A 21,299-nucleotide genomic window follows, 5' to 3' on the forward strand; every position below is an offset into this window, starting at 1 on the left:
CCTGATACCGCGCGGCGCTCGCGCGAAAGAGTTCACACCGGGAGGAACTTGCCATGCCGATCACAACAACAAGGCGCCGTCTGCTCGCCGGATCTGCGGCCGCGCTCGCGCTGCCGGCATTTGCCCGCGCGCAAGGCGCGATCAAGCCGCGTCTGACTGCGATCTCGCAATGGTCCGCAGGCAGCGACGGGGCGGCCATCACGGCGCTCGGCAAGAAGTTCGAGGAGAAAGGCGGAGTTTGGCAGCACTCGCCCGTCCCCGGCTTCACCACCGAGATGATGAACAAGCTGCGTGCCCAGATCATGGCCGGCGATCCACCGGCCTGCTCGCAGCTCAAAGGTCCCGAGATCGCCGCCTGGTCCAAGATTGCCCCGACCGTCGATCTCGACGCCGTCGTCGCTGCCGCCGGATACGAAAAGGTTGTCGCTCCAGACCTTGCAAAATTGCACAAGCCGGGGGGCAAGTGGATTGCACTGCCGTTGCAGATCTACAGCACCAACATGCTGTTTCTCTCCAAACGCGCGATGGACAAGGCCAAGGCCGACAAGATCCCCGTCACATGGGCTGAGTTCAACGACCTCGCCGAGAAGATGAAAGCAGGCGGAGTCCCCTATCCTATCGCCAACGGTGGCACCCGCGCGGACGACGGCCAAAAATTCGAGGCCGCTTTGGCAGGCATCAGTCCCACCGCATACCGCGCAGCCATCATGAACCTCGACAAGAAGGCCCTGGAAGGCCCCGAGATAAAGGCGGCCTTCGTACAGGTGCGCAAGATTGCCGACTGGATGGATCCCAACGTCGGCGCCCAGCACTTTTCGACCAACCTAAAGCGCTTTGTCGACGGCGACATGGGGATGATGATCATGGGCGGGTGGGCGCAGGGCGTCTTGCGCAACGCCGGCTTCAAGTTCGAGGACTTCATCATCGCCCCGGGCCCGAGCGACAATAGCAAGCCGGTCTTCCTGTTGAATGCCGATGCGTTCATATTCTGGCAGCGCAAGGAGCCCGATTTGCAAGCCGGCCAGACGCTGATGGCCCAGCTCGTCATGGATCCAGCGATCCAGACCATGTATTCGCAGATCACGGGATCGATACCCGTGCGCACCGATGTCGATCTGTCGGGCGAAGGCTGGTCGGACGGTCAACGGCGGACCGCAGCAGCCCTGAAAGACGCGATCGCCAGCAATCAGGCCGTCCTCAGCCTTGCGCACAACATGGCACAGGAAAACGGCATGACCGCAGCGATCATCGACGTGATCACGGAGTACGTGAAGAACAAGACAATCAAACCGGAGCAAGCGGCCATACGCCTCGCCGACGCCGTCGAGAGCTCACGTTGACGATCGCCGTCTCGACAACACCGGGCCAGCCGGCGGCCGCTGACTGGGTACGCCGGCTGCCCGAATATTTGGCGATCTGGGTGCCGCTGCTGTTGTCCGCCGCGCATCTCATTGCGTTTACGCTGTGGACGATCTGGATATCGTTCACGCCGTCCACTCTGGTCCCGGTCTCGGGCTGGGTCGGTTTGCGCAACTATTCTTCGGTTGCAGCATCGCGGAACTGGCAGATTGCCTTGGACAATCTGCTGCTGTTTGGCAGCGCCTTCGTGTTGCTGAGCCTGGCGACCGGCCTCATCCTTGCGATCCTGCTCGATCAGCGCATTCGCGGCGAGAACCTGCTGCGGTCCATCTTCCTCTATCCTCTGGCGGTGTCATTCGTGGTCACCGGCACGGTCTGGAGTTGGCTGCTCAATCCTGGCCTCGGAATCCAGAAGCTGGTCCGCGACCTCGGCTGGACCTCGTTCCGGTTCGACTGGCTGATCGACCGCGACATGGCTATTTGGACCATCGTTATCGCTGCGATCTGGCAATCCTCCGGTTTCGCCATGGCGCTGTTCCTGGCCGGCCTCCGCTCCGTCGACGCCGACCTGATCAAGGCCGCGCAGATCGACGGCGCCGGACCGATCCGAATGTACCGGCGGGTCATCCTGCCGACCCTTTGGCCGATCACCATCACCGTCATCGTCATCCAGCTGCAGTTCGCGATTTCGACCTTCGACCTCGTCCGCGCGCTCACCAACGGCGGACCCGGGATCGCGACCCAACTGCCGGCCCTCGTCGTCTACGACCTGATGTTCCAGCGCAGCCTGCTCGGACGGGGAGCGGCGGCGGCAGTGCTCATGTTGCTCATTCTTCTCGCGGTTTTACTGCCCTATGCAGCGTGGCGCTATGTCCAGCGGCGGCGAGCGATCGATGCGTGAGCGAACCATCGCGCCAGGCCGGATTCTGATCTATCTCGTCGTCTCGCTGGTCGCTGCAGCGTGGCTCGCGCCATTGGCTGTTGTCGTCCTGAATTCGCTCCGTACCAACGAGGAGATCGCGCAGGCCTCTATGATCGGCTGGCCGAAGCAATGGGCATGGAGCAACTACGCCGCGGCCTGGAGCGGTTTCTGCGTCGCCGAGACCTGCGCCGGCATCCGGCCGTACATGCTGAACTCCGCGCTGGTCACGATCCCCGCGACGATTTTCTCGACCCTGCTTGGTGCTGTCGCCGGTTATGCCATATCGCTCTGGCGCTTTCGCGGCGATAGCTGGATCTACGGCATCGTGACTCTTGGGCTCTTCCTTCCCCAGCAGATGCGCTTGCTTCCCTGGACCATCGTGTTGCGCGATACGGGCCTGATGAATACGCTGACTGGCCTGGTCGTGATCCATACGATCCAGGGGCTCTCTTTTACCGTCTTGTTCTGCCGAAACTACTACACTGCCATCCCGCAGGATTTGATAAGAGCTGCGCGCATCGATGGCGCCGGGTTCTTTCGCATTTTCTGGCGCATCATCCTGCCGCTCTCCCCGCCTATTCTGGTCGTCACCGTGATCTGGCAATTCACGCATATCTGGAACGAATTTCTCTACGGCGTGACATTCACGACCGGTCAGCAGCAGCCGGTCACCGCCGCGCTGATCGCGCTATCCGCCGCGGTCGCCGACATCCCGCAGCATGGCGTGCAAAGCGCGGCGGTGATGATCGCCGCCCTGCCGACCCTGCTGATCTATCTGATCGGCGGCAAGTATTTCGTGCGCGGCCTCACCGCCGGGGCCGTGAAATGATCGGAATGTCATGGCAGCCCTAAGCATTCGCTCCCTGTCCAAGCGCTACGCCAATCTGGAGGTGCTGAAGGGCATCGATCTCGACATCCAGAGCGGTGAATTCACGGTGCTCGTCGGTCCATCCGGCTGCGGCAAGTCCACGCTGCTCAACATCATCGCCGGGCTCGACCTCCCGAGCGCAGGCACCGTGGAAATCGGCGGACGTATCGTCAACGACATTCCGCCGAAGGACCGCGACATCGCCATGGTGTTCCAGTCCTACGCGCTCTATCCGTCGATGACGGTACGCCAGAACATCACCTTCGGCATGGAATGCCGCCACGTACCGAAGGCGGAGCAGGAGAAGGCGCTGGCGAACGTGGCCCGGCTGCTCCAGATCGAGCCGCTGCTCGGTCGCAAGCCGTCGCAACTCTCCGGCGGCCAGCGCCAGCGTGTGGCGATGGGCCGGGCGCTGGTACGCGATCCCCTGCTCTTCCTGTTCGACGAGCCGCTCTCCAATCTCGATGCCAAGCTGCGCGTCGAGATGCGGATGGAAATCAAGCGGCTGCACCAGCGCATCGGCGCTACCATCGTCTATGTCACCCACGACCAGATCGAGGCGATGACGATGGCGACGCGCATCGCCGTGATGCATCGGGGCGTGGTGCAGCAGTTTGCCGACCCTGACACCGTGTATCGCTATCCCGCCAATCTGTTCGTGGCTCGTTTCATGGGCTCGCCGCCGATGAACACGATGCCGGCACGGCTCGACGCCGATTCCGGCGGCCCGGTGGTCGTGATCGGCGCGGGACGGCCGGACGAGGTCCGCCTCCGCCTTGGCCAATACGACGCGGCGGCCCCCTTTGTCGGCCGTGACGTGGTGGTCGGGATCAGGCCGGAATGCATCGCCGAGGGGAGCCGCGTGTTTTCCGCCGATCCACCCGTCGTCGTCCACGCGCCGGTGGAGATGGTCGAGCCGACGGGAGCCGAAACGATCGTGCTGCTGCGGCTTGGCGGCGAGCCTGCGCTGGCGCGCATCACGCCGGACATCCGCCCCACACCGGGAGCCGCCGCCCCGTTCGCGCTCGACACGCGCCGCATCTGCCTGTTCGACCCTGAGACGGAGCGACTGATCGCATGACACGAACGAGCTATGCCGGCCTTAGGGATCGCGTGGTATTGATCACCGGTGGCGCCAGCGGCATCGGTGCCGCCTTCGTGCGGGCGTTCGCAGCCCAGGAGGCTCGCGTCGCGTTCCTGGATCTCGATGAAGCAGCCGGCCGGGCGCTGGTCGCGGAAGTGAAAGCTGCGTCCGGGACCGGACCCTTGTTCGTGCCGTGCGACCTCCTCGACATCGACGCCTTGCGCAACGCCATGGCACAGGTGCAAGGATCGCTTGGCGATGCCGCGGTCCTCGTCAACAACGCCGCCAATGATCAACGCCAGGTGCTGGCCGAGGTAACCCCGGCCGAGTTCGACTGGATGATCGGTGTCAACCTCAAGCACGTCTTCTTTGCCGCGCAAGCGGTGGTGCCGCAAATGCAGGCCCGCGGCGGCGGTTCGATCATCAACATGTCGTCGATTGCCTGGATGCGCGGCGCGCCGGGGCTGCCGGTCTACGCCGCGGCAAAGGCCGCGATCGTCGGCTTCACCAACTCGCTCGCCCGGTCGGTCGGTCCCGACCGCATCCGCGTCAACGCGATCGCGCCGGGGATGGTGATCACGGAGCGTCAGCGCCGGCTGTGGTACCCGGACGACCAGGTGATCGCCGAGTTGCGCACGCGTCAGGCCATTCCCGACGCGGTGACGCCCGACGACATCGCGAACATGGCGCTGTTCCTCGCCTCCGATGAGAGCCGGCGCATCACGCGCCAATGTTTTCAGGTCGACGCTGGTCTCGGCTAGACCGTGAACCGAGCCGCTGTCGTAGAGGTCCGCTCCGTCTCCGACAGCAGCCGCGTGAGCGCACCTCACCTTGGGTCCGAGTTGGGCTAATAAGCGACATCGGCACGGAATGGCCCTAGTATGACCGTGGAGCGGCGAGCACTAAAAAGCGCTTACTCGCCCAGATGTTTACTGGGGACGCAAATGAACAGCGAGCAAAGCCACAAAATACACCTAAGTCTCGAGGATCAGCAGCGATTGCAAGAACTTCGGGCGCAAAAGCCGGCACGCAACACACCCAAACCTGCCCTAGCTCCGGGAGCGATCCTGGCTGACCGGGTGGCCGAAACGGTTGGCTCCTGGCGTTTCATTATCATCCAGAGCGTACTACTTGGCATCTGGATCGTTCTGAACATGATGGCATTCATCAATCATTGGGACCCCTATCCCTTCATCTTGCTGAACTTAGTTCTTTCCTTCCAAGCAGCCTACGCAGCGCCCATCATCATGATGAGCCAGAACCGTCAATCCGAGATTGATCGCAAGCACGCAGAACACGACTACCGAATAAATGTGAAGGCTGAACTCGAAATCGAATTGCTGCACAACAAGATTGACGCCTTGCGTGAGCAGGAAATCTTACAGCTACTCAATATCATTCAACGTTTGTCTGCGCACCTTGCGCCCGAGCTTGTCGCGGCTATCGAGGCCGAAGCGGTGCCGCATAAGGCCTAGGTGACCTTCCTTGTCGCTGGACCGTCAAGCGAGTCGCTGCCTCTAGGGATCGAGTGCTACGCGGGTCTTCCACAGTCGCGGACGGCTCCTACTCAATGACTGCTTTGAGTCACAAACCGCCGATCGCGCTCTAGGTGGGAGACTTCCACTTTGCGCTGGCAAGCCGACGTTTGTGAGTACGCGTCCTAGCTAGCCTGCCTGCCCTTGCGCATCGTCGCCAGCACGATGTCGGCTGCGAGCACGCTCGGCGACTTGTTGCCGGTCGACATGATCATATCGAGCTGGGCGAACGCTTCCACCTGCTGCCGGCGCAGCGGTGAATCGGCCAGAAGCTCCGTGAGCGCGGGCGCCAGCTTCTCTGGCGTGCAGTCTTCCTGCAGGAACTCCGGGATGACATCCTTGCCGATCACGAGATTGGCGAGGATCACCGAGGAGACGCGGATCGCGCGGCGCAGGATGAAGGCTTCGATCGCGCCGACGCGATAGGCCGTCACCATCGGAATGCCCGATAGCGCGAGCTCCAGCGTCACAGTGCCGGATTTTGCCAATGCCGCGCGCGCGATGCGGAAGGCGGCGCGCTTCTCGTTCTCGCCGACCACAATTTGAGGCTTGACCGGCCAGTTCGCGATGCCTTCACGAATGGTGGCTTCGAGATGCGGCATGGTTGGCAGCATCAGTTCGAACGCGCGGCCGTCCGTCCGCAATCGGCCGAGCGTCGCCCCGAACACGTCGAGATGGTGCCTGATCTCGCTGCGGCGGCTGCCGGGCAATACCAGCAACACCGGCGGCTCGCCGTCGCGGCGCGCCTGCTCCTCCGCGTTCGGCCGCAGCGAGGGCAATTGCTCGATCAGCGGATGGCCGACATAGCTGCATGGCGGTCCGCCGAGCTTGCGATATTCCCCCGGCTCGAACGGCAACAGGCCGAGCACATGGTCGACATAACCGAGCATGGTCCGCGCCCGTCCCGGCCGCCAGGCCCAGAGCTGCGGCGAGACGTAGTCGACGATCGGAATCGCCGGATTGCGCGCCCGCACGCGGCGGGCGACACGGTGGGTGAAGTCGGGGCTGTCGATGATGACGAGCGCGTCCGGCGCGGCTTCGGTCACGGCCTCTGCGGTCTCGCGGATCAGCCGCAGGATCTTCGGCAATTGCTGCACGACCGCGGCGAAGCCGACGATTGAGAGCTCCTCGATCGGAAACAGCGTCTCGAGCCCCTGGCGGGCCATGGTGTGGCCGCCGACGCCCACGAACTGCACGCCGTCGCCGAGCCGCTGGCGCAGCACCTTCATCAAGGCGCTGCCGAGCCGGTCGCCGGATTCCTCCGTGGCGATCAGGAATATCTTGCGCTTGGGATCGCGACCCTGCATCACGCCGGCAGGCCGATGACGAAGAGATATTTGGCGTCGGCGAGTGCGATCATTGCCTGCGGCTCGGCCGCGATGGTGTTGCCGGCGACGACGGCAATGCCTGCGAGCCCTGCGGCGGCGACGCCTTCGAGGGTGCGCGGTCCGATCGTCGGCAGGTCGAAGCGCAAATCCTGCCCGCTCTTTGGGACCTTCACCAGCACGCCCCGCCCGGAAGCGGCGCGGATGCGGCCCTCTTCGCGCAGCCGTGCCACGCGCGCGAGCAGCGCATCGGTGCCCTCGATATCCTCGACCGCCACCACATGACCATCGATCACGACCGCGGCCTGGCCGATGTCGAACGGACCGAGCGCGGTCAGCACCGCGCGTCCGCGCTCGATGTCAGTCTTGCCGGTGTCGCTCGGCCAGGCCCGGCTGATGCAGCCCTCGGGCATCAAGAGGTCGGGCGCGACATCCTTGATGCCGACCATGCGAAAGCCGCCCTGCTCGAGAATGCGCCCGACGCCGGACAACAAATGATCGTCGCCGCCGCGGAAGGCGCGGATGACATTGCCAAGCAGCCGGAGCGTCGTGAAGTCGACCCGGACCTCCGAGAGCGAAGGCCGTACCAGCGTGCCGATGAAGATCAGGTCGCGGCAGCCCTCCTCGCGAAACAGCCGCATGGCGCGGCCGAGCTGGCCGACCGAGATCCAACGATGGCGGAATTTTTCCACCGGTGCCGGATCGCAGGCCCCCCGAAGGGGAAACAGCACTGGTGTGATGCCGCGGGCAGCGAGCGAGTCGGCAACCGCGAACGGCATCGCGCCGCCGCCAGCGACCACGCCGACCGGCGATGAAATCTCCGAAGCCGCCGATGTCATGCCCGGGGCCATCGCATCATCACTTCGCGATGGCGGGAAGACAGAGCGGGCGCTTGCCCTTGCCGATGAAGTCGAGGATTTCGCCGATCGCGGGATCGTCACCGGCGAGCGGCCGCGCCGCCTCCAGGCGTTCGGCAAAGGTAGCGGGGCCATGGAAGAGCTTCTGGTAGAACGCGCGCACGGTCGCAAGCCGCTGCTTGGTGAACTTGCGCCGCTTCATGCCGATCAGGTTGAGGCCTTCGAGCACGGCATACTGGCCGTTGACGAGGCCGAACGGAATGACATCGTCGCGCACGCCGCACACCCCGCCGACCATAACCTGCGGGCCGATGCGGGTGAACTGGTGCACCGCGGACAGACCGCCGATGAAGACGAAATCGCCGATCTCGCAGTGACCGCCGAGCGTGGCCGAGGTCGCGAAGATCACGTCGTTGCCGACATGGCAGTCATGGCCGACATGGCTGCAATTCATGAAATAGTTGCGGTCGCCGACCTCTGTGATGCCGCCGCCTGCGACCGTGCCGGCATTCATGGTCACGGACTCGCGGATCGTGCAGCCCGAACCGATCTTGAGCTTCGTCAATTCGCCACGATAGCTGAGTGATTGCGGCGGCGTACCGAGCGAAGCGAACGGATAGATGGTGCAATCGTCACCGATCGTGGTCTGCGCGGTGATATGCACATGTCCGATCAGCTTGCAGTTACTGCCAATCACGGCATGCGGGCCGATGATGCAGAAGGGGCCGATCTCGGTGCCCTCGCCGATTACTGCGCCGTCCGCGATCCGTGCGGTGGGATCAATCTTACTCATCAAGCAATCTGACTCATCAAGAAGGTCTGATTAGGTGTTGAAGTCGCTCAGTTTTCCGCTGGTTAGCGCGACTATGCCCGATCTGTCCAGTGACGTATGATCTCTCCCTGTTTCAAGTGCCGGATGAGGCAGCCTTCCCGGCGCATCAATAAGTTACGCGGAGCTTCAGGTATCGTGGTCAGGGCCTTGGCACTTCTCCTCGCGCAGCTCGCCGCCGCGCCGATCGTATCCGAGACGATCAAGACCGGCGAACACCGCCTCGTCGATCTCAAGACATTCGAATGCCGCGACATCACCCGCAGCACGGTGCTCCAGCGGGTCTGTTACGACCGTGCGCAGCAGGCTCTCGTCGTGGCTATGGACGGCGCTTACGACCGCTACTGCGGCGTGCCGGTTGAGATGGTCGAGCGCCTGCTGGGCGCACCATCCATGGGCCAGTTCTTCAAGCAGAACATCAAGCGCGGGGTCAGCGGCAGCCGGTACGCGTGTCCTGCACGCGAGCGTATCCAGAGAAGTTGATCCCGCTCAGTCGGTCAGCATGGCGCCGACATCGGCCTCCGCAACCACCTGGCCGTTAACCTTGGCGTCGCCGTGAAACCACCACATGGCCTTGCGGCGGCCGATCGAGCGCATGTGGTATTCGATGGTATCGCCGGGCAGCACCGGCTTGCGGAACTTGCACTTGTCGATGGTCAGGAAATACACCGCGCGCGGCTTGTCGGTGCCCTCGACCGATTTGATGCCGATCACACCGGCAGTCTGCGCCATCGCTTCGATCATCATGACGCCCGGATAGACCGGGCGATCGGGAAAGTGGCCTTGGAACGGCGGCTCGTTGAAGGTGACGTTCTTGATGCCGATGCCGCTGTAATCGGTGCGGATGTTGATCACGCGATCGATCAGCAGCATCGGAAAACGGTGCGGGAGCGTTTGCAGGATCATGTTGATGTCCACAAGCTCGAACCTGACCGGTGCTTCGTCCGTCACTCCCGTTCCTCCTGCTTCGGATCGGCCTTGCTGTCGCGCGCCAAGCGCTCGACCGCCAATATTTCCTTGAACCACTGCCTGGTCGGCTTGGCAAAAAAACCACCCCAGCGTCCGTTGGGAGGGACGTCGTCCTTGACGCCGCTCATGGCAGTCACCTGAGCTCCATCCCCGATCTTGACGTGATTATTGATGCCCACCTTGGCTCCCAGCGCCACGTTGTCGCCGAGGGTGAGGCTGCCGGCAAGACCGATCTGGGCTGCCAGCAGGCAGTGCCGGCCAATGGTCACATTGTGGCCGATCTGGACCTGATTGTCGATTTTGGTCCCCTCCCCGATCACGGTGTCGCGCAAGGACCCGCGATCAATGGTGGTGCCGGCGCCGACCTCCACGTTGTTCTGGATCAGCACGCGGCCGGTCTGAGGCACCTTCAGGTGGCCCTCGGGGCCGAAGAAGATGAAGCCGTAGCCGTCTTGGCCGATCGAGCAGCCTGGGTGGATCAGCACGTCGTTGCCGATCAGCGCGCACTGGATAGCGGTGCGTGCCCCGACATTGCAGTCCCGGCCGATCTTGACGCCCGGGCCGATCACGGCTCCCACGCCGACCACCGTGCCGCTGCCGATCTCCACGTCAGGGCCAATCACGGCCAGGGGATCGACGATCACGCCGTCCTCGAGCCTCGCCGTGGGATCGATGATGGCCGAAGGCGCGATACCGTCGTTGCCGGTCCAGGATTGCGGCCGGAGGGCGTCGCCATGCCACTCCCGCGCGATCCTGACGAAGGCGCGGAACGGCTGTGGCGCCCGCAGCACGGCTACGTGCGCGGGCACCCGAGCCTCGAAGCGTGGGCTCACCAGGCAAGCACCGGCCTTGGTCGCCTTGAGCTCATCGGCATATTTGAGATTGTCGAAGAACGTCAGGTGCATCGGGCCGGCTTCGTCGAGCGAAGCAAGACCCCTGATGATTTGGCCGCCCCTTGCGGGATCGACCAGCTCCGCCTTGATCAGCGTGGCTATGTCAGCCAGCGCTGAGGCGGGCGGCTGTATGAAGAAGGTCGGCTGCGCCATTCCACCCCGTCGCGGTCCGGCTTCGGCATGAAGCGGCCAAGCCGCATCATGCCTGATCTCCTGGATTGGCACGATCCCTTTCGGAAACCGGCTCCGTAGTCCGGATCGTGCCGTGCTGTTAGAACGAGGTGCCGCCGCCGAACCGGAACTCCTGCGTACGATCGTTCTTGCCCTTGGTCAGCGGCACGGCGTAGTCGAAGCGCAGCGGACCGAACGGCGAGGCCCAGATCAAGCCGACACCGACCGACGACCGGACGGCATTGCCGTTGTCATACACCAAGCCGGTGCAGGTTCCAGCCGAGGCTGGATTGACGGTCGACGGCGTGCAGCTCGAATTCTTGGTCGTGGTCAGCTCGTTGGTCACAGACCACGTCGTCGGGCCCTGATAGTCGAACAGACCGCCGGCGTCGGCGTAGACGGCGCCCTTCAGACCCACTTCCTTCGGCAAGAACCAGAACGGCATCTGCAATTCGAGCGAAGCGCCCCAATATTTGGTGCCGCCAAGCGCATCCTGCGTACCAAAGGGGTTCAAATCGCGCGGGCCGATGCCGTTCGGAGCAAAGCCGCGGACCAGATTCGGACCCATCTGGAAATGATCCAGCATGCGCAGATCCTGGTTGCCGATCTTGTTCAGCATGCCGCCCTGGATGCGAGCGAGGCCGACGATATCGGACACCAGCGGAGTGTAGTACTTCGCGTCCACCACAGTCTTCAGGTAGGAGACGTCGCCGCCGACACCGGCGAAGTCCTGCCGGAAATCGACCAGGAGACCGTCGGTGGGGTTCTTGTTGTTGTCGAGCGTGTTGTAGGTCAGCGTGTAGCCGAGCGCCGAGGTCAGCGTCTTGCCGTTGGCAAGCTCCTTGCGGACCGGCAGCGAAGCCTCGCCGTCGCTGTAGCAGCCGAGGCCGTTGGTCGAGGCATCCAGAGGAATGCCGCTCGCCGCCGAGAAAGCCGGGCTTGGATTGAATGCCGCCGACCCAACTACGTTGTTACAGTTCGCCAGGTAGGACGGCAGCGTGATTTCCTGCCTGTAGATCGAGTAGCGCACCTGCAGCGACAGATCTTCACGCAGGGAGAAACCGAGGCGCGGCGAGAAGCCGAGCGTCTTGGTGCCGTAGGAGATGTAGCTGTTGGACCTCTGCTCACGCTGATAGAGGTCGAGACCCAGCGCGACCCGGTAGTCGAGCAGATAGGGTTCGACGAACGACAGCGAATAACCGCGGGCATACTGGCCGTAGGTCACCGCCGCCTTGGCGAACAGGCCGCGGCCGAGCAAATTGCGTTCGGAAACCGAGACTTCGGCCAGCGCGCCGTCGGTGGTGGAATAACCACCCGAGACCGAGAAGTCGCCGGTCGATTTCTCTTCCATGTCCACGAGCAGGATCACGCGGTCGCTCGACGAGCCGGGCTCCGTCGTGATCTTCACGCTCTTGAAATAGTCGAGGTTCTTCAAGCGGCGCTCGGCACGGTCGACCAGCGCGCGGTTGTAGGCATCGCCCTCGGAGACGTCGAACTCGCGACGGATCACGTAATCGCGAGTGCGGGTGTTGCCGCGCAGGTTGATGCGTTCGATATAGGTGCGCGGACCCTCGTCGATGTTGAACACGACCGACACGGTGTGCGCCTCGAAGTTGCGGTCGCCGCCGGGACGGACCACGGCGAAGGCATAACCGCGCCGCGAGGCTTCGATCTGCATCTCCTCGACCGATTTCTCGACCGATTCGACGTTGTAGAGCGAACCGACATTGACGCGCGAATAGTTGCGCATCGGGGTGGGATCGAAGTTCGGAATGCTGGAGCGGAAGTCGATCGAGCCGACCCGGTATTGCGAGCCTTCCTCGATCTTGAAGGTAACGTTGAAGCCCTTCTTCTCCGGATCGTATTCGGTGAGCGCGGCCACGACCTGGACGTCGGCGAAACCGTTCTTGAGATAGAAGCGGCGGATCAGGTCGCGGTCGGCCTCGACCCGATCGGGATCGTAGATGTCGCTGCTGGCGAGGAAGCTCAGCAGGTTCGATTCGTGCGTCTTGATGACGTCGCGCAGGCGGTAGGACGAGTACGCGTTGTTGCCGACGAACTCGATCGACTTGACGCCGGTCTTGGCGCCCTCCTCGACCGTGAAGATGAGATCGACGCGGTTGTTCGGCTGCTCGATGACTTCAGGCGTGACGCGGACGTCGTAGCGGCCGGAACGGCGATAGATTTCGGCGATTCGCAGCGTGTCGGACTGCACCATGGCGCGGGAGAAGGTGCCGCGCGCCTTGGACTGGACTTCTCCGGTGAGCTGCTCGTCCTTGATCTTCTTGTTGCCCTCGAAGGCAATGCGGCCGATCACCGGGTTTTCCACCACGGAGACGACGATCTGGCCACCGGCACCGCGGTTGATCCTGACGTCCTGGAACAGGCCGGTCTCGATAAGCGCCTTGAGGCCGTCGTCGATGGCACCCTGATCGAGGCGACCGCCGGGACCTGGCTTGAAGTAGGAGCGGATCGTCTCCACCTCGACCCGGCGATTTCCCTCGACGGAAATCGACTGCACGGTCTGAGCAAGCGCAGACGAAGACACAAAGGCAGCCCCAACCGGGGCAAGCACCGGCGCGCCGAACATGATCAGGGTTGCGAGCAAGCCCCCCCGGAGTCGCAGTCCAAACTTCATTGCGCAACGCGCCCTTATCATTCCGTACCAGACCCAACCCCAAAGCCGGTCTGGAGATTCCCCAAGTTCAAGCCGCTTGTAGACAATTTCACCGACGCCGCAAACGGTCGAGCGCGCCGTAATTCCATTTTCATTCCAAGACGTTGCCCAAGAGCAACGCCCGGGCAGCGCCACAAAAAAGCCCCTATCAGGATGCGGCCATCCGCAGGATGTCGTTATAGGTCGCAAACACCATCAACATCAGCACCAAGCCCAGCCCGATTCGGAACCCCATCTCCTGAGTCCGCTCGGACAGGGGCCGACCACGGGCAACCTCCGCCGCATAGAACATAAGGTGACCGCCGTCGAGCAGCGGGATCGGGAACAGATTCAGCAGGCCGATCGACACCGATAGCACCGCGCAGAGGTTGATCACGAACTGGAACCCGGCGCTGGCCGCCTGCCCCGACATCTTGGCAATGCCGAGCACGCCGCTGACCTCGTTCGGATTGCCGTTCCCGACGAACAACGAGCCCAGGAACTTGAAGGTGCTGGTGATGATGAACCAGACCTGCTCCACGCCGATCTTGAGCGCTTCGCCGACGCCGACCGGCGACGTCGAGGCTTCACCGGCCTGGGACTTGTGTTCGACGCCGAGCACGCCGAGACGGTGGCTGTTGCCGAAGGGATCCTTGCGCTCGAGCAGCGCCGGCGTCGCGGTCAGCGACACGATGGCGCCGTCGCGTTTGACCTGGAAGGCAAGCGGCGAACCAGCATTCATTGCAACCATGCGCTGCATATCGGCAAAGCTTTCAATCGGCTTGCCGTCGATCTGGACGACGACATCGCCGATCTTGAAGCCGGCTGCCGCCGCAGCACCGTCGGCGACGACACCGTCGACGCGCGCGATCGTGCTCGGCTTGCCGTAATAAAGCGCCATGCCGGCGAAGATCAGCGCGCCCAGGATGAAATTGGCGATCGGTCCGGCGGCAACGATGGCGGCGCGCGGGCCGACCTTCTTGTGATGGAAGCTGCCGGCCCGCTCCTCGGCCGTCATGGCCGCAAGCTTCTCGGATGACGGGGTCGAAGCCTCGCTTTCGTCGCCGAAGAACTTGACGTAGCCGCCGAGCGGGATCGCCGAGATCTTCCAGCGGGTGCCATGGCGGTCGTTGAAGCCGACCAGCTCAGGTCCGAAACCGAGCGAAAAAGTTAACACGCGAACGCCCGCCCAGCGCGCGACCAGGAAATGGCCGAGCTCATGGAAGAACACGACGATGGTCAGGACGAACAGGAAGGGAACCGCGTAGCCGAGGAGCCCATGGCTCAACGTGTTGAAACTATGGACGAAAAAGTCGATCATCGAATTCCCTCATCCAGCGCCGCAAGGCCCTGGCCCCGAACCATCTAGGATGCCTTTAAGGCAATTTGAGGCAATAGGGCGGCAGCCCTATTTCGCGCAACATGGTCAACAGCGATTGCATCGTCCGCTGATGTCAGCGGGGCCTGGTTCCCGCCACGAACCCAGTCGTCCAGCGTCGCCTCAACCAGCCGGGCAATCGCGCCGAACCGGATCTTGCCCGCGATGAAGGCGGCGACCGCGACCTCGTTGGCGGCGTTGTAGACCGTGGTCGCCCCCTTCCCGGTCCGGAGCGAATCGAAGGCCAGGCGCAGCCCGGGGAAGCGCTCGAAATCCGGCGCCTCGAAGGTCAATTGGCCGATCTTGGCCAGATCGAGCTTGGCGGCCGGACCCTTGATGCGGTCGGGCCAGCCGAGGCAATGCGCGATCGGCGTGCGCATGTCGGGTGAGCCGAGCTGGGCCACGACCGAGCGGTCGGAGAACTCGACCATGCCGTGGATGATCGACTGCGGATGAACGAGGACGTCGATCTCGTCCGGCGAGAGCGCGAACAGATAGGAGGCCTCGATCACCTCAAGCCCCTTGTTCATCATCGAGGCGGAATCGATCGTGATCTTCTGGCCCATGCTCCAGTTCGGATGCTTCAGGGCTTGCGCGAGTGTCGCCTGCTCGATGTCGGCAGGCTTCCAGGTCCGGAACGGACCGCCGGAGGCCGTGATGATGACACGGACGAGTTCGTCACGATTGCCCGAGGCGAGCGCCTGGAACAGCGCGTTGTGCTCGGAATCCGCGGGCAGGATACAGGCGCCCGCTTTCGCCGCGCGCTGCATGAAGAAATCGCCGGCGCAGACGAGACATTCCTTGTTGGCGAGCGCGACATGCGCGCCGCGATCGACCGCCGCCAGTGCCGGCTTCAGCCCGGCCGCGCCACTCACGGCGGCCATCACCCAATCGGCCGGACGCGCGCCGGCCTCGATCACCGCGCTTTCGCCGGCGCCGCATTCGGTGCCGGTGCCCGCGAGCGCAGCCTTGAGCTCGGCAAATTTTGAGGTGTCGGCGATCGCGACGAAGCGCGCGGAAAACTCCTTCGCGAGCTTTGCCAGCGCCTCGACATTGCTGTTCGCCGTCAGCGCCTCGACACGGTAACGCTCGGGAGAGGCGCGCAACAGATCCATCGTGCTGTCGCCGATCGAGCCGGTGGCGCCGAGAACCGTGACGCTGCGGACGGTCGATGCCGCAGCCTTGTTGTTACGCAATGGAACCGCGCTCATATCTTCACCAAACCATAAGACCGCTTCCGGCGCTATGCACACCATGGCGGAGGAAGCCGATAATCCATGCCACCAGGATGGCAGCGACAAAACCGTCCAGACGGTCCAATAGCCCGCCGTGGCCGGGAATTAAGTGACTGGAATCCTTGACATCGAAGCGCCGCTTGACCGCGGATTCGAACAGATCGCCGCAGGCCGACACGACCGAGAGGACCGCGGCGACGAGCAGCAATGGAGCCATCTTTCCGATCCCGCAAGCGGCAAAGCCGGCCGCCACCAAAAGGCTCGCGGAAAAGCCGCCGAGCGCCCCTGCCCAGGTCTTCTTCGGGCTGACGCGCGGCCACAGCTTCGGTCCGCCGATGCCGCGGCCGGCGAAATAGCCGCCGATATCGGTCGCCCACACCACGAGCAGCACGAACATCAGCGCAGCGAAGCCGTTCACGAGATCCTTCCGCAGCAGGATCGAGGCGAGTAGCGCCGCCGACGCATAGGCGAATCCGGAGGCAGCCCAGACGAACTTGCCCCGCGCGATCACCGTCACGATCGCGCCGCCAATGAGGCCGGTGATGATGGCGGTCTTGAGCGCGCCGAAGGCAACGCACAAGCCCATCGTGGCGATGACGATCGTCCCTGCCCCGGTCAGCGCGGTCGAGCCTGCGCCCACCACCATCAGCCATTCCGCGAACAGTCCGATCGACACCAGGGTAACGAGCAGCGCCCACAGCCAGCCGCCGGCATAAGCGAGCGCAATGGCGAGCGGCGCCAGCACCAGCGCCGCGAGGATTCGCATCACGAGATTGCTCGGGGCAGGCTGAGAGCCGGCCGGTGCGGAGTCGGGGTCGCTCACGAGGCGGTTTTCGCGACCAGGCCGCCGAAACGGCGCTCGCGCCTGGCAAATTCGGCGATTGCGCCTTCCAGCGCTGCCTTGTCGAAATCGGGCCAGTGAATCGGCACGAAGACAAGCTCGCTATAGGCGGCCTGCCACATCAGGAAGTTGGACAGGCGCTGCTCGCCACTGGTGCGGATGATGAGATCGGGATCGGGAACGTCGGGCGCGTCGAGATGCGCCCCCAGTGTCTCGGCATCGATCGTATCAGGATCGCGCCTGCCCTCGGCGACTTCGCGCGCGAGCTTCTGCGCCGCCTTCGCGATCTCCTGCCGGGAGCCGTAATTGAAGGCGACGACGAGCGTGAGCCGCGTGTTGTCGCGCGTCAGTTCCTCCGCCTCGTTGAGGAGCGCGCAGATGTCGCCCTCCAGCCCGTCCCGCTCGCCGATGATGCGTACCTTGACGCCGTCGCGATGCAGGCTCGCCAGATCGTTGCGGATGAAGCGGCGCAAGAGGCCGAACAGATCGCCGATCTCGCTCGCCGGACGCGACCAGTTTTCCGAGCTGAAGGAGAAGATGGTGAGATAGCGGATGCCAAGTTCATGCGACGCGCGAACCACGCGGCGCAGGGCCTCGACGCCGCGGCGATGGCCTTCCGCCCGTGGCAAGCCGCGCGCGGCCGCCCAACGTCCGTTGCCATCCATGATGATGGCGACATGCGCGGGCGCATCGGACCGATCGGGTCCTTCCGTTGCGGGCGCGGCGGCGTTGGACATGAGGCTGCCTTAAAGCATGATCCGGAAGAGTGCGAAGCGGCCTTCCGAAAAGATCATGCGCGAACAATAACCTAAAGCGCGATCCTGCGCGCTTTAAACGGTGAGGATTTCTTTTTCCTTGGCGGCCAGCAACTGATCGATCTCGGAGATCGTGCCGTCGGTCGCCTTCTGCACGTCGTCGGCGTGGCGCTTCTGATCATCCTCGGACATCTCGTGATTCTTCTCGAGCTTCTTGAGGACGTCGAGACCGTCGCGGCGGACGTGGCGCGCAGCGACCTTGGCGGCTTCCGCGTATTTGTGCGCGACCTTGACGAGCTCCTTGCGACGCTCCTCGTTGAGCTCCGGGATGCGCAGGCGCAGCACCTGGCCTTCGGTCGCCGGCGACAGGCCGAGATTGGAATCGACGATCGCCTTCTCCACCGCCTTGACCATCGACTTGTCCCAGACCTGCACCGAGATCAGGCGCGGCTCCGGCACGCTGACCGTGGCGAGCTGGTTCAACGGCATGTGGCTGCCATAGGCGTCGACCTGCACCGGATCGAGCATCGAGGCTGAGGCGCGACCGGTACGCAGGCCGCCAAGTTCGTGCTTGAGCGACTGGATCGCGCCCTGCATGCGGCGTTTGACTTCGTTGAGATCGAAATTATCCGTGGCCATCACGTTTCTCCTTCAAAATCCCGGCGACCTCTCCGCACCCTTCCCTCGAGGGCGCAACGACAAGCCGTCAGCCGGCGACAATGGTTCCGTGGCCGCCGCCACGCAGTACAGCGCCGATCGAACCCGGCTCCGCGATCGAGAACACAATGATAGGCAGCGACGTCTCGCGGGCAAGCGCGAAGGCGGTCGCATCCATCACCTTGTAGCCGCCCTCGATCGCCTGCGAATGGGTCAGACGGTCGAATCGCGTCGCCGTCGGGTCTTTCTTCGGGTCGGCCGAGTAGACACCGTCGACATTGGTCGCCTTCAGCACCGCCTGGGCGCCGATCTCGGCTGCGCGCAGCACCGCGGTCGTGTCGGTGGTGAAGAACGGATTACCGGTTCCGCCGCCGAGCAGTACGATCCGACCCTCGGCGAGGTATTTGTGTGCCGCGGTGCGGGTGAACAGCTCGGAAATCTCGGGCATGACGAAGGCCGACAGCGTGCGCGCAGGCGTACCCTTGCGCTCGATCGTGGCTTCGAGCGCGAGGCAGTTCATCATCGTGGCGAGCATGCCCATGGTGTCGCCGGTCGGGCGCGACACGCCACGCGAGGAGACTTCGACGCCGCGAAAGAGATTGCCGCCGCCGATCACGACGGCGACTTCGGTGCCGAGATGGCGGGCCGCGATCAGATCGTCGGCGACCCGGTCGATGGTCGGCTGATCAATGCCAAAACCCTGCGGTCCCGCGAGATATTCGCCGGACAGCTTGATCACGACGCGACGATAGACCGGATCAGTCATGAGTACTTTCCTTGTCCGGGCGCCGCTTCCGGCGGCACGCCGGAAGGAACGTTCCGGCGCTTACTTCTTGCCGCTGGCGGCCGCGACCTCGGCCGCGAAGTCGCTTTCCTGCTTCTCGATTCCCTCACCGAGAGCATAGCGCACAAAGCCCGCGATCTTCACCGCGCCGCCGACCTTGCCTTCGGCTTCCTTCACCGCCTGCGCCACCGACTTGCCGGTATCGTGGATGAAGGCCTGCTCGAGCAGGCAGACTTCCTTGTAATAGGTCTTCAGGCCGGACTCGACGATCTTCTCGATCACGTTCTCGGGCTTGCCCTGCTGGCGATATTTGTCGGCGAGCACGTCCTTCTCGCGCTTGACGACCGCCGGATCGAGACCGGACGGATCGAGCGCCAGCGGGTTGGCGGCCGCGACATGCATCGCGATCTGGCGGCCAAGCGTTGCGAGCTCGTCCGCCTTTCCCGGCGATTCCAGCGCCACGATCACGCCCATCTTGCCGGCGCCCTCGACGACGGCGCCGTGGACGTAGCTCGACACCACGCCCTGGCTGACTTCGAGCGAAGCTGCGCGGCGCAGCGTCATGTTCTCGCCGATGGTGGCGATCGCGTCATTGATTGCAGTTTCGATCGTGACGTCGCCGACCTTGGCGGCCTTGATCTTCTCGACATCGGCGCCGACGTTGAATGCGACCTGGGCGATCATCTTGACGAGGCCCTGAAACTGGCCGTTGCGCGCGACGAAATCGGTCTCGGAATTGACCTCGACCACGACGCCCTTGTTGCCCTTGACGAGCGCACCGATCAGACCCTCGGCGGCGACGCGGCCCGACTTCTTGGCGGCCTTCGACAGGCCCTTCTTGCGCAGCCAATCCTGCGCCGCTTCCATGTTGCCTTCGTTTTCGGTCAGCGCGGCCTTGCAGTCCATCATGCCTGCGCCGGTCGACTCGCGCAGGTCCTTGACCATCGCAGCTGTGATCGTTGCCATCGTTCAAAATCCTTTTTGCCTGCCGGTTTGCCGCGGCGCGGCCAGATCGCCTCGCCGCGGTCCATCTCAGGAATTCGCGTCAACTGAAATGGTGGCCGGAGCTTGTCCGGCCAACCCATCGCTCTTTTTGACTTATTCCGCTTCCGCGGTCAGCGCCTTGGCCTTGGCCACCCAGGCGTCCGCGCGGCTCGGCAGGCCGACTTCTTCGCCGATCTTGTGCGCAGTGTCGTGATCGAGCTCGGCCAGCTGCCAGAAGTGGAAGATGCCGAGGTCGTTGAACTTCTTCTCGATCGCGCCCGACACGCCAGGGAGCTTCTTGAGGTCGTCGGAGGTGCCGCGCGGACCGGCGAGGCCCTGGAAGCCGCTCGTGGCGGCCGGCAGCTCTTCTGCGGCCGGCCGAACCGAAGCGCCGACGTCGATGCCGGAATCGCCCTGGGCGCGCGAAATGCCGTCAATCGCTGCACGCGCGATCAGATCGCAATAGAGCGCAATCGCGCGGCCGGCGTCGTCATTTCCCGGCACCACATAGGTGATGCCCTTCGGATCCGAATTGGTGTCGACGATCGCCGCGACCGGGATGTTGAGCCGCTGGGCTTCCTGGATCGCGATGTCTTCCTTGTTGGTGTCGATCACGAAGATCAGGTCGGGCAGACCGCCCATGTCCTTGATGCCGCCGAGCGAGCGGTCGAGCTTGTCGCGCTCACGCTGAAGCGTCAGGCGCTCCTTCTTGGTGTAGGAGGAGGCATCGCCGCCGGCGAGCACGTCGTCGAGATGACGCAGGCGCTTGATCGAGCCCGAGATCGTCTTCCAGTTGGTCAGCGTGCCGCCGAGCCAGCGCGAATTGACGAAGTACTGAGCGCAGCGCTTGGCTGCGTCGGCAACGCCGTCCTGTGCCTGGCGCTTGGTGCCGACGAACAGGATGCGGCCGCCCTTGGCGACGGTGTCGCTGACCGCCTGCAAGGCGTTGTGCAGCAACGGCACGGTCTGCGCGAGGTCGACGATGTGGATGTTGTTGCGAGCGCCGAAAATGAACGGCGCCATTTTCGGATTCCAGCGGTGAGACTGGTGACCAAAGTGCACGCCGGCTTCGAGGAGCTGACGCATAGTGAAATCGGGTAGTGCCATCGTTCTAATTCTCCGGTTGGTTCCTCCGGAAGCGTGTGAGCAGGACAGAGCGTTGTCGCCCCGGCTGCCACCGGACGGCCTTGTGAGCCA

The 21,299-nt window shown here is 63.7% G+C and carries 21 protein-coding genes; 7 read left to right on the plus strand and 14 right to left on the minus strand.

Annotation, left to right across the window (positions count from 1 at the left end; all coding sequences use genetic code 11):
- Positions 1-53 precede the first annotated feature (53 nt).
- The 6 genes from IVB45_RS19980 (at position 54) to IVB45_RS20005 (ending at position 5,708) form a co-directional block, all read left to right on the plus strand.
- Entirely contained in the window at positions 54-1,340 is a 1,287-nt protein-coding gene (locus IVB45_RS19980; RefSeq protein ID WP_247356334.1) for an ABC transporter substrate-binding protein, read from the plus strand.
- Positions 1,337-2,260, plus strand: a complete 924-nt coding sequence (locus IVB45_RS19985) for a sugar ABC transporter permease (RefSeq protein WP_247356333.1) — start codon at positions 1,337-1,339, stop codon at positions 2,258-2,260. The genes IVB45_RS19980 and IVB45_RS19985 overlap by 4 nt, the downstream gene beginning before the upstream one ends.
- Positions 2,253-3,110 carry a carbohydrate ABC transporter permease gene (locus IVB45_RS19990; protein ID WP_027567141.1) on the plus strand — a complete coding sequence of 286 codons (858 nt, stop codon included), beginning with the start codon at positions 2,253-2,255 and terminating at the stop codon, positions 3,108-3,110. Before IVB45_RS19985 ends, IVB45_RS19990 begins: the two co-directional genes overlap by 8 nt.
- A gap of 10 nt (positions 3,111-3,120) precedes the next feature.
- Positions 3,121-4,230 carry an ATP-binding cassette domain-containing protein gene (locus IVB45_RS19995; protein ID WP_247356332.1) on the plus strand — a complete coding sequence of 370 codons (1,110 nt, stop codon included), beginning with the start codon at positions 3,121-3,123 and terminating at the stop codon, positions 4,228-4,230.
- Positions 4,227-4,994, plus strand: a complete 768-nt coding sequence (locus IVB45_RS20000) for an SDR family oxidoreductase (RefSeq protein WP_247356331.1) — start codon at positions 4,227-4,229, stop codon at positions 4,992-4,994. Before IVB45_RS19995 ends, IVB45_RS20000 begins: the two co-directional genes overlap by 4 nt.
- 183 nt (positions 4,995-5,177) lie before the next feature.
- The gene (locus IVB45_RS20005; RefSeq protein ID WP_027567144.1) at positions 5,178-5,708 is read left to right on the plus strand and encodes a DUF1003 domain-containing protein; all 531 of its coding nucleotides are present in this window, start codon (positions 5,178-5,180) and stop codon (positions 5,706-5,708) included.
- A gap of 185 nt (positions 5,709-5,893) precedes the next feature.
- On the opposite strand, the gene lpxB is transcribed toward IVB45_RS20005, so the two are convergent.
- From lpxB to lpxA, 3 genes are read right to left on the minus strand one after another with little or no spacing between them, the layout of a single operon-like run.
- Positions 5,894-7,078 (minus strand): lipid-A-disaccharide synthase, encoded by a 1,185-nt coding sequence (lpxB, locus tag IVB45_RS20010; protein WP_247356330.1) that lies wholly within the window; start codon positions 7,076-7,078, stop codon positions 5,894-5,896.
- Positions 7,075-7,932, minus strand: coding sequence for a UDP-2,3-diacylglucosamine diphosphatase LpxI (gene lpxI / locus IVB45_RS20015; RefSeq protein WP_247356402.1), 858 nt, complete (start codon positions 7,930-7,932; stop codon positions 7,075-7,077). Before lpxI ends, lpxB begins: the two co-directional genes overlap by 4 nt.
- A 19-nt stretch (positions 7,933-7,951) precedes the next feature.
- Positions 7,952-8,743: an acyl-ACP--UDP-N-acetylglucosamine O-acyltransferase gene (lpxA, locus tag IVB45_RS20020; RefSeq protein ID WP_247356329.1), complete on the minus strand. Its 792-nt coding sequence runs from the start codon at positions 8,741-8,743 to the stop codon at positions 7,952-7,954.
- 174 nt (positions 8,744-8,917) lie between these two features.
- On the opposite strand from lpxA, the gene IVB45_RS20025 reads away from it, so the two are divergent.
- Positions 8,918-9,262 (plus strand): KTSC domain-containing protein, encoded by a 345-nt coding sequence (locus IVB45_RS20025; RefSeq protein ID WP_247356328.1) that lies wholly within the window; start codon positions 8,918-8,920, stop codon positions 9,260-9,262.
- Between the two features lie 6 nt (positions 9,263-9,268).
- On the opposite strand, the gene fabZ is transcribed toward IVB45_RS20025, so the two are convergent.
- From fabZ to IVB45_RS20080, 11 genes are all read right to left on the minus strand, one after another.
- Complete coding sequence (gene fabZ, locus IVB45_RS20030; RefSeq protein ID WP_007603637.1) at positions 9,269-9,730, minus strand: 3-hydroxyacyl-ACP dehydratase FabZ; 462 nt, start codon at positions 9,728-9,730, stop codon at positions 9,269-9,271.
- Positions 9,727-10,794, minus strand: a complete 1,068-nt coding sequence (gene lpxD, locus IVB45_RS20035; protein WP_247356327.1) for a UDP-3-O-(3-hydroxymyristoyl)glucosamine N-acyltransferase — start codon at positions 10,792-10,794, stop codon at positions 9,727-9,729. Before lpxD ends, fabZ begins: the two co-directional genes overlap by 4 nt.
- A gap of 118 nt (positions 10,795-10,912) precedes the next feature.
- Entirely contained in the window at positions 10,913-13,450 is a 2,538-nt protein-coding gene (gene bamA / locus IVB45_RS20040) for an outer membrane protein assembly factor BamA (protein WP_027567150.1), read from the minus strand.
- 187 nt (positions 13,451-13,637) lie between these two features.
- Positions 13,638-14,789, minus strand: a complete 1,152-nt coding sequence (rseP, locus tag IVB45_RS20045) for an RIP metalloprotease RseP (protein WP_027567151.1) — start codon at positions 14,787-14,789, stop codon at positions 13,638-13,640.
- 44 nt (positions 14,790-14,833) lie between these two features.
- A complete protein-coding gene (dxr, locus tag IVB45_RS20050) occupies positions 14,834-16,057 on the minus strand; it encodes a 1-deoxy-D-xylulose-5-phosphate reductoisomerase (RefSeq protein ID WP_247289578.1) in 1,224 nt (407 codons plus the stop codon).
- A 4-nt stretch (positions 16,058-16,061) separates the two neighbouring features.
- Complete coding sequence (locus IVB45_RS20055; protein ID WP_247356326.1) at positions 16,062-16,904, minus strand: phosphatidate cytidylyltransferase; 843 nt, start codon at positions 16,902-16,904, stop codon at positions 16,062-16,064.
- Positions 16,901-17,659 (minus strand): isoprenyl transferase, encoded by a 759-nt coding sequence (locus IVB45_RS20060; protein WP_247356325.1) that lies wholly within the window; start codon positions 17,657-17,659, stop codon positions 16,901-16,903. The genes IVB45_RS20055 and IVB45_RS20060 overlap by 4 nt, the downstream gene beginning before the upstream one ends.
- A gap of 93 nt (positions 17,660-17,752) precedes the next feature.
- Positions 17,753-18,316 carry a ribosome recycling factor gene (gene frr, locus IVB45_RS20065; protein ID WP_027518196.1) on the minus strand — a complete coding sequence of 188 codons (564 nt, stop codon included), beginning with the start codon at positions 18,314-18,316 and terminating at the stop codon, positions 17,753-17,755.
- Between the two features lie 67 nt (positions 18,317-18,383).
- Entirely contained in the window at positions 18,384-19,100 is a 717-nt protein-coding gene (pyrH, locus tag IVB45_RS20070) for a UMP kinase (RefSeq protein WP_018455040.1), read from the minus strand.
- A gap of 60 nt (positions 19,101-19,160) precedes the next feature.
- Positions 19,161-20,084, minus strand: coding sequence for a translation elongation factor Ts (gene tsf / locus IVB45_RS20075; RefSeq protein ID WP_027567156.1), 924 nt, complete (start codon positions 20,082-20,084; stop codon positions 19,161-19,163).
- Positions 20,085-20,216: 132 nt separating this feature from the next.
- Positions 20,217-21,209, minus strand: coding sequence for a 30S ribosomal protein S2 (locus IVB45_RS20080; protein WP_027567157.1), 993 nt, complete (start codon positions 21,207-21,209; stop codon positions 20,217-20,219).
- Positions 21,210-21,299 lie beyond the last annotated feature (90 nt).

This window comes from Bradyrhizobium sp. 4 (genome assembly GCF_023100905.1).
Taxonomy (GTDB): domain Bacteria; phylum Pseudomonadota; class Alphaproteobacteria; order Rhizobiales; family Xanthobacteraceae; genus Bradyrhizobium.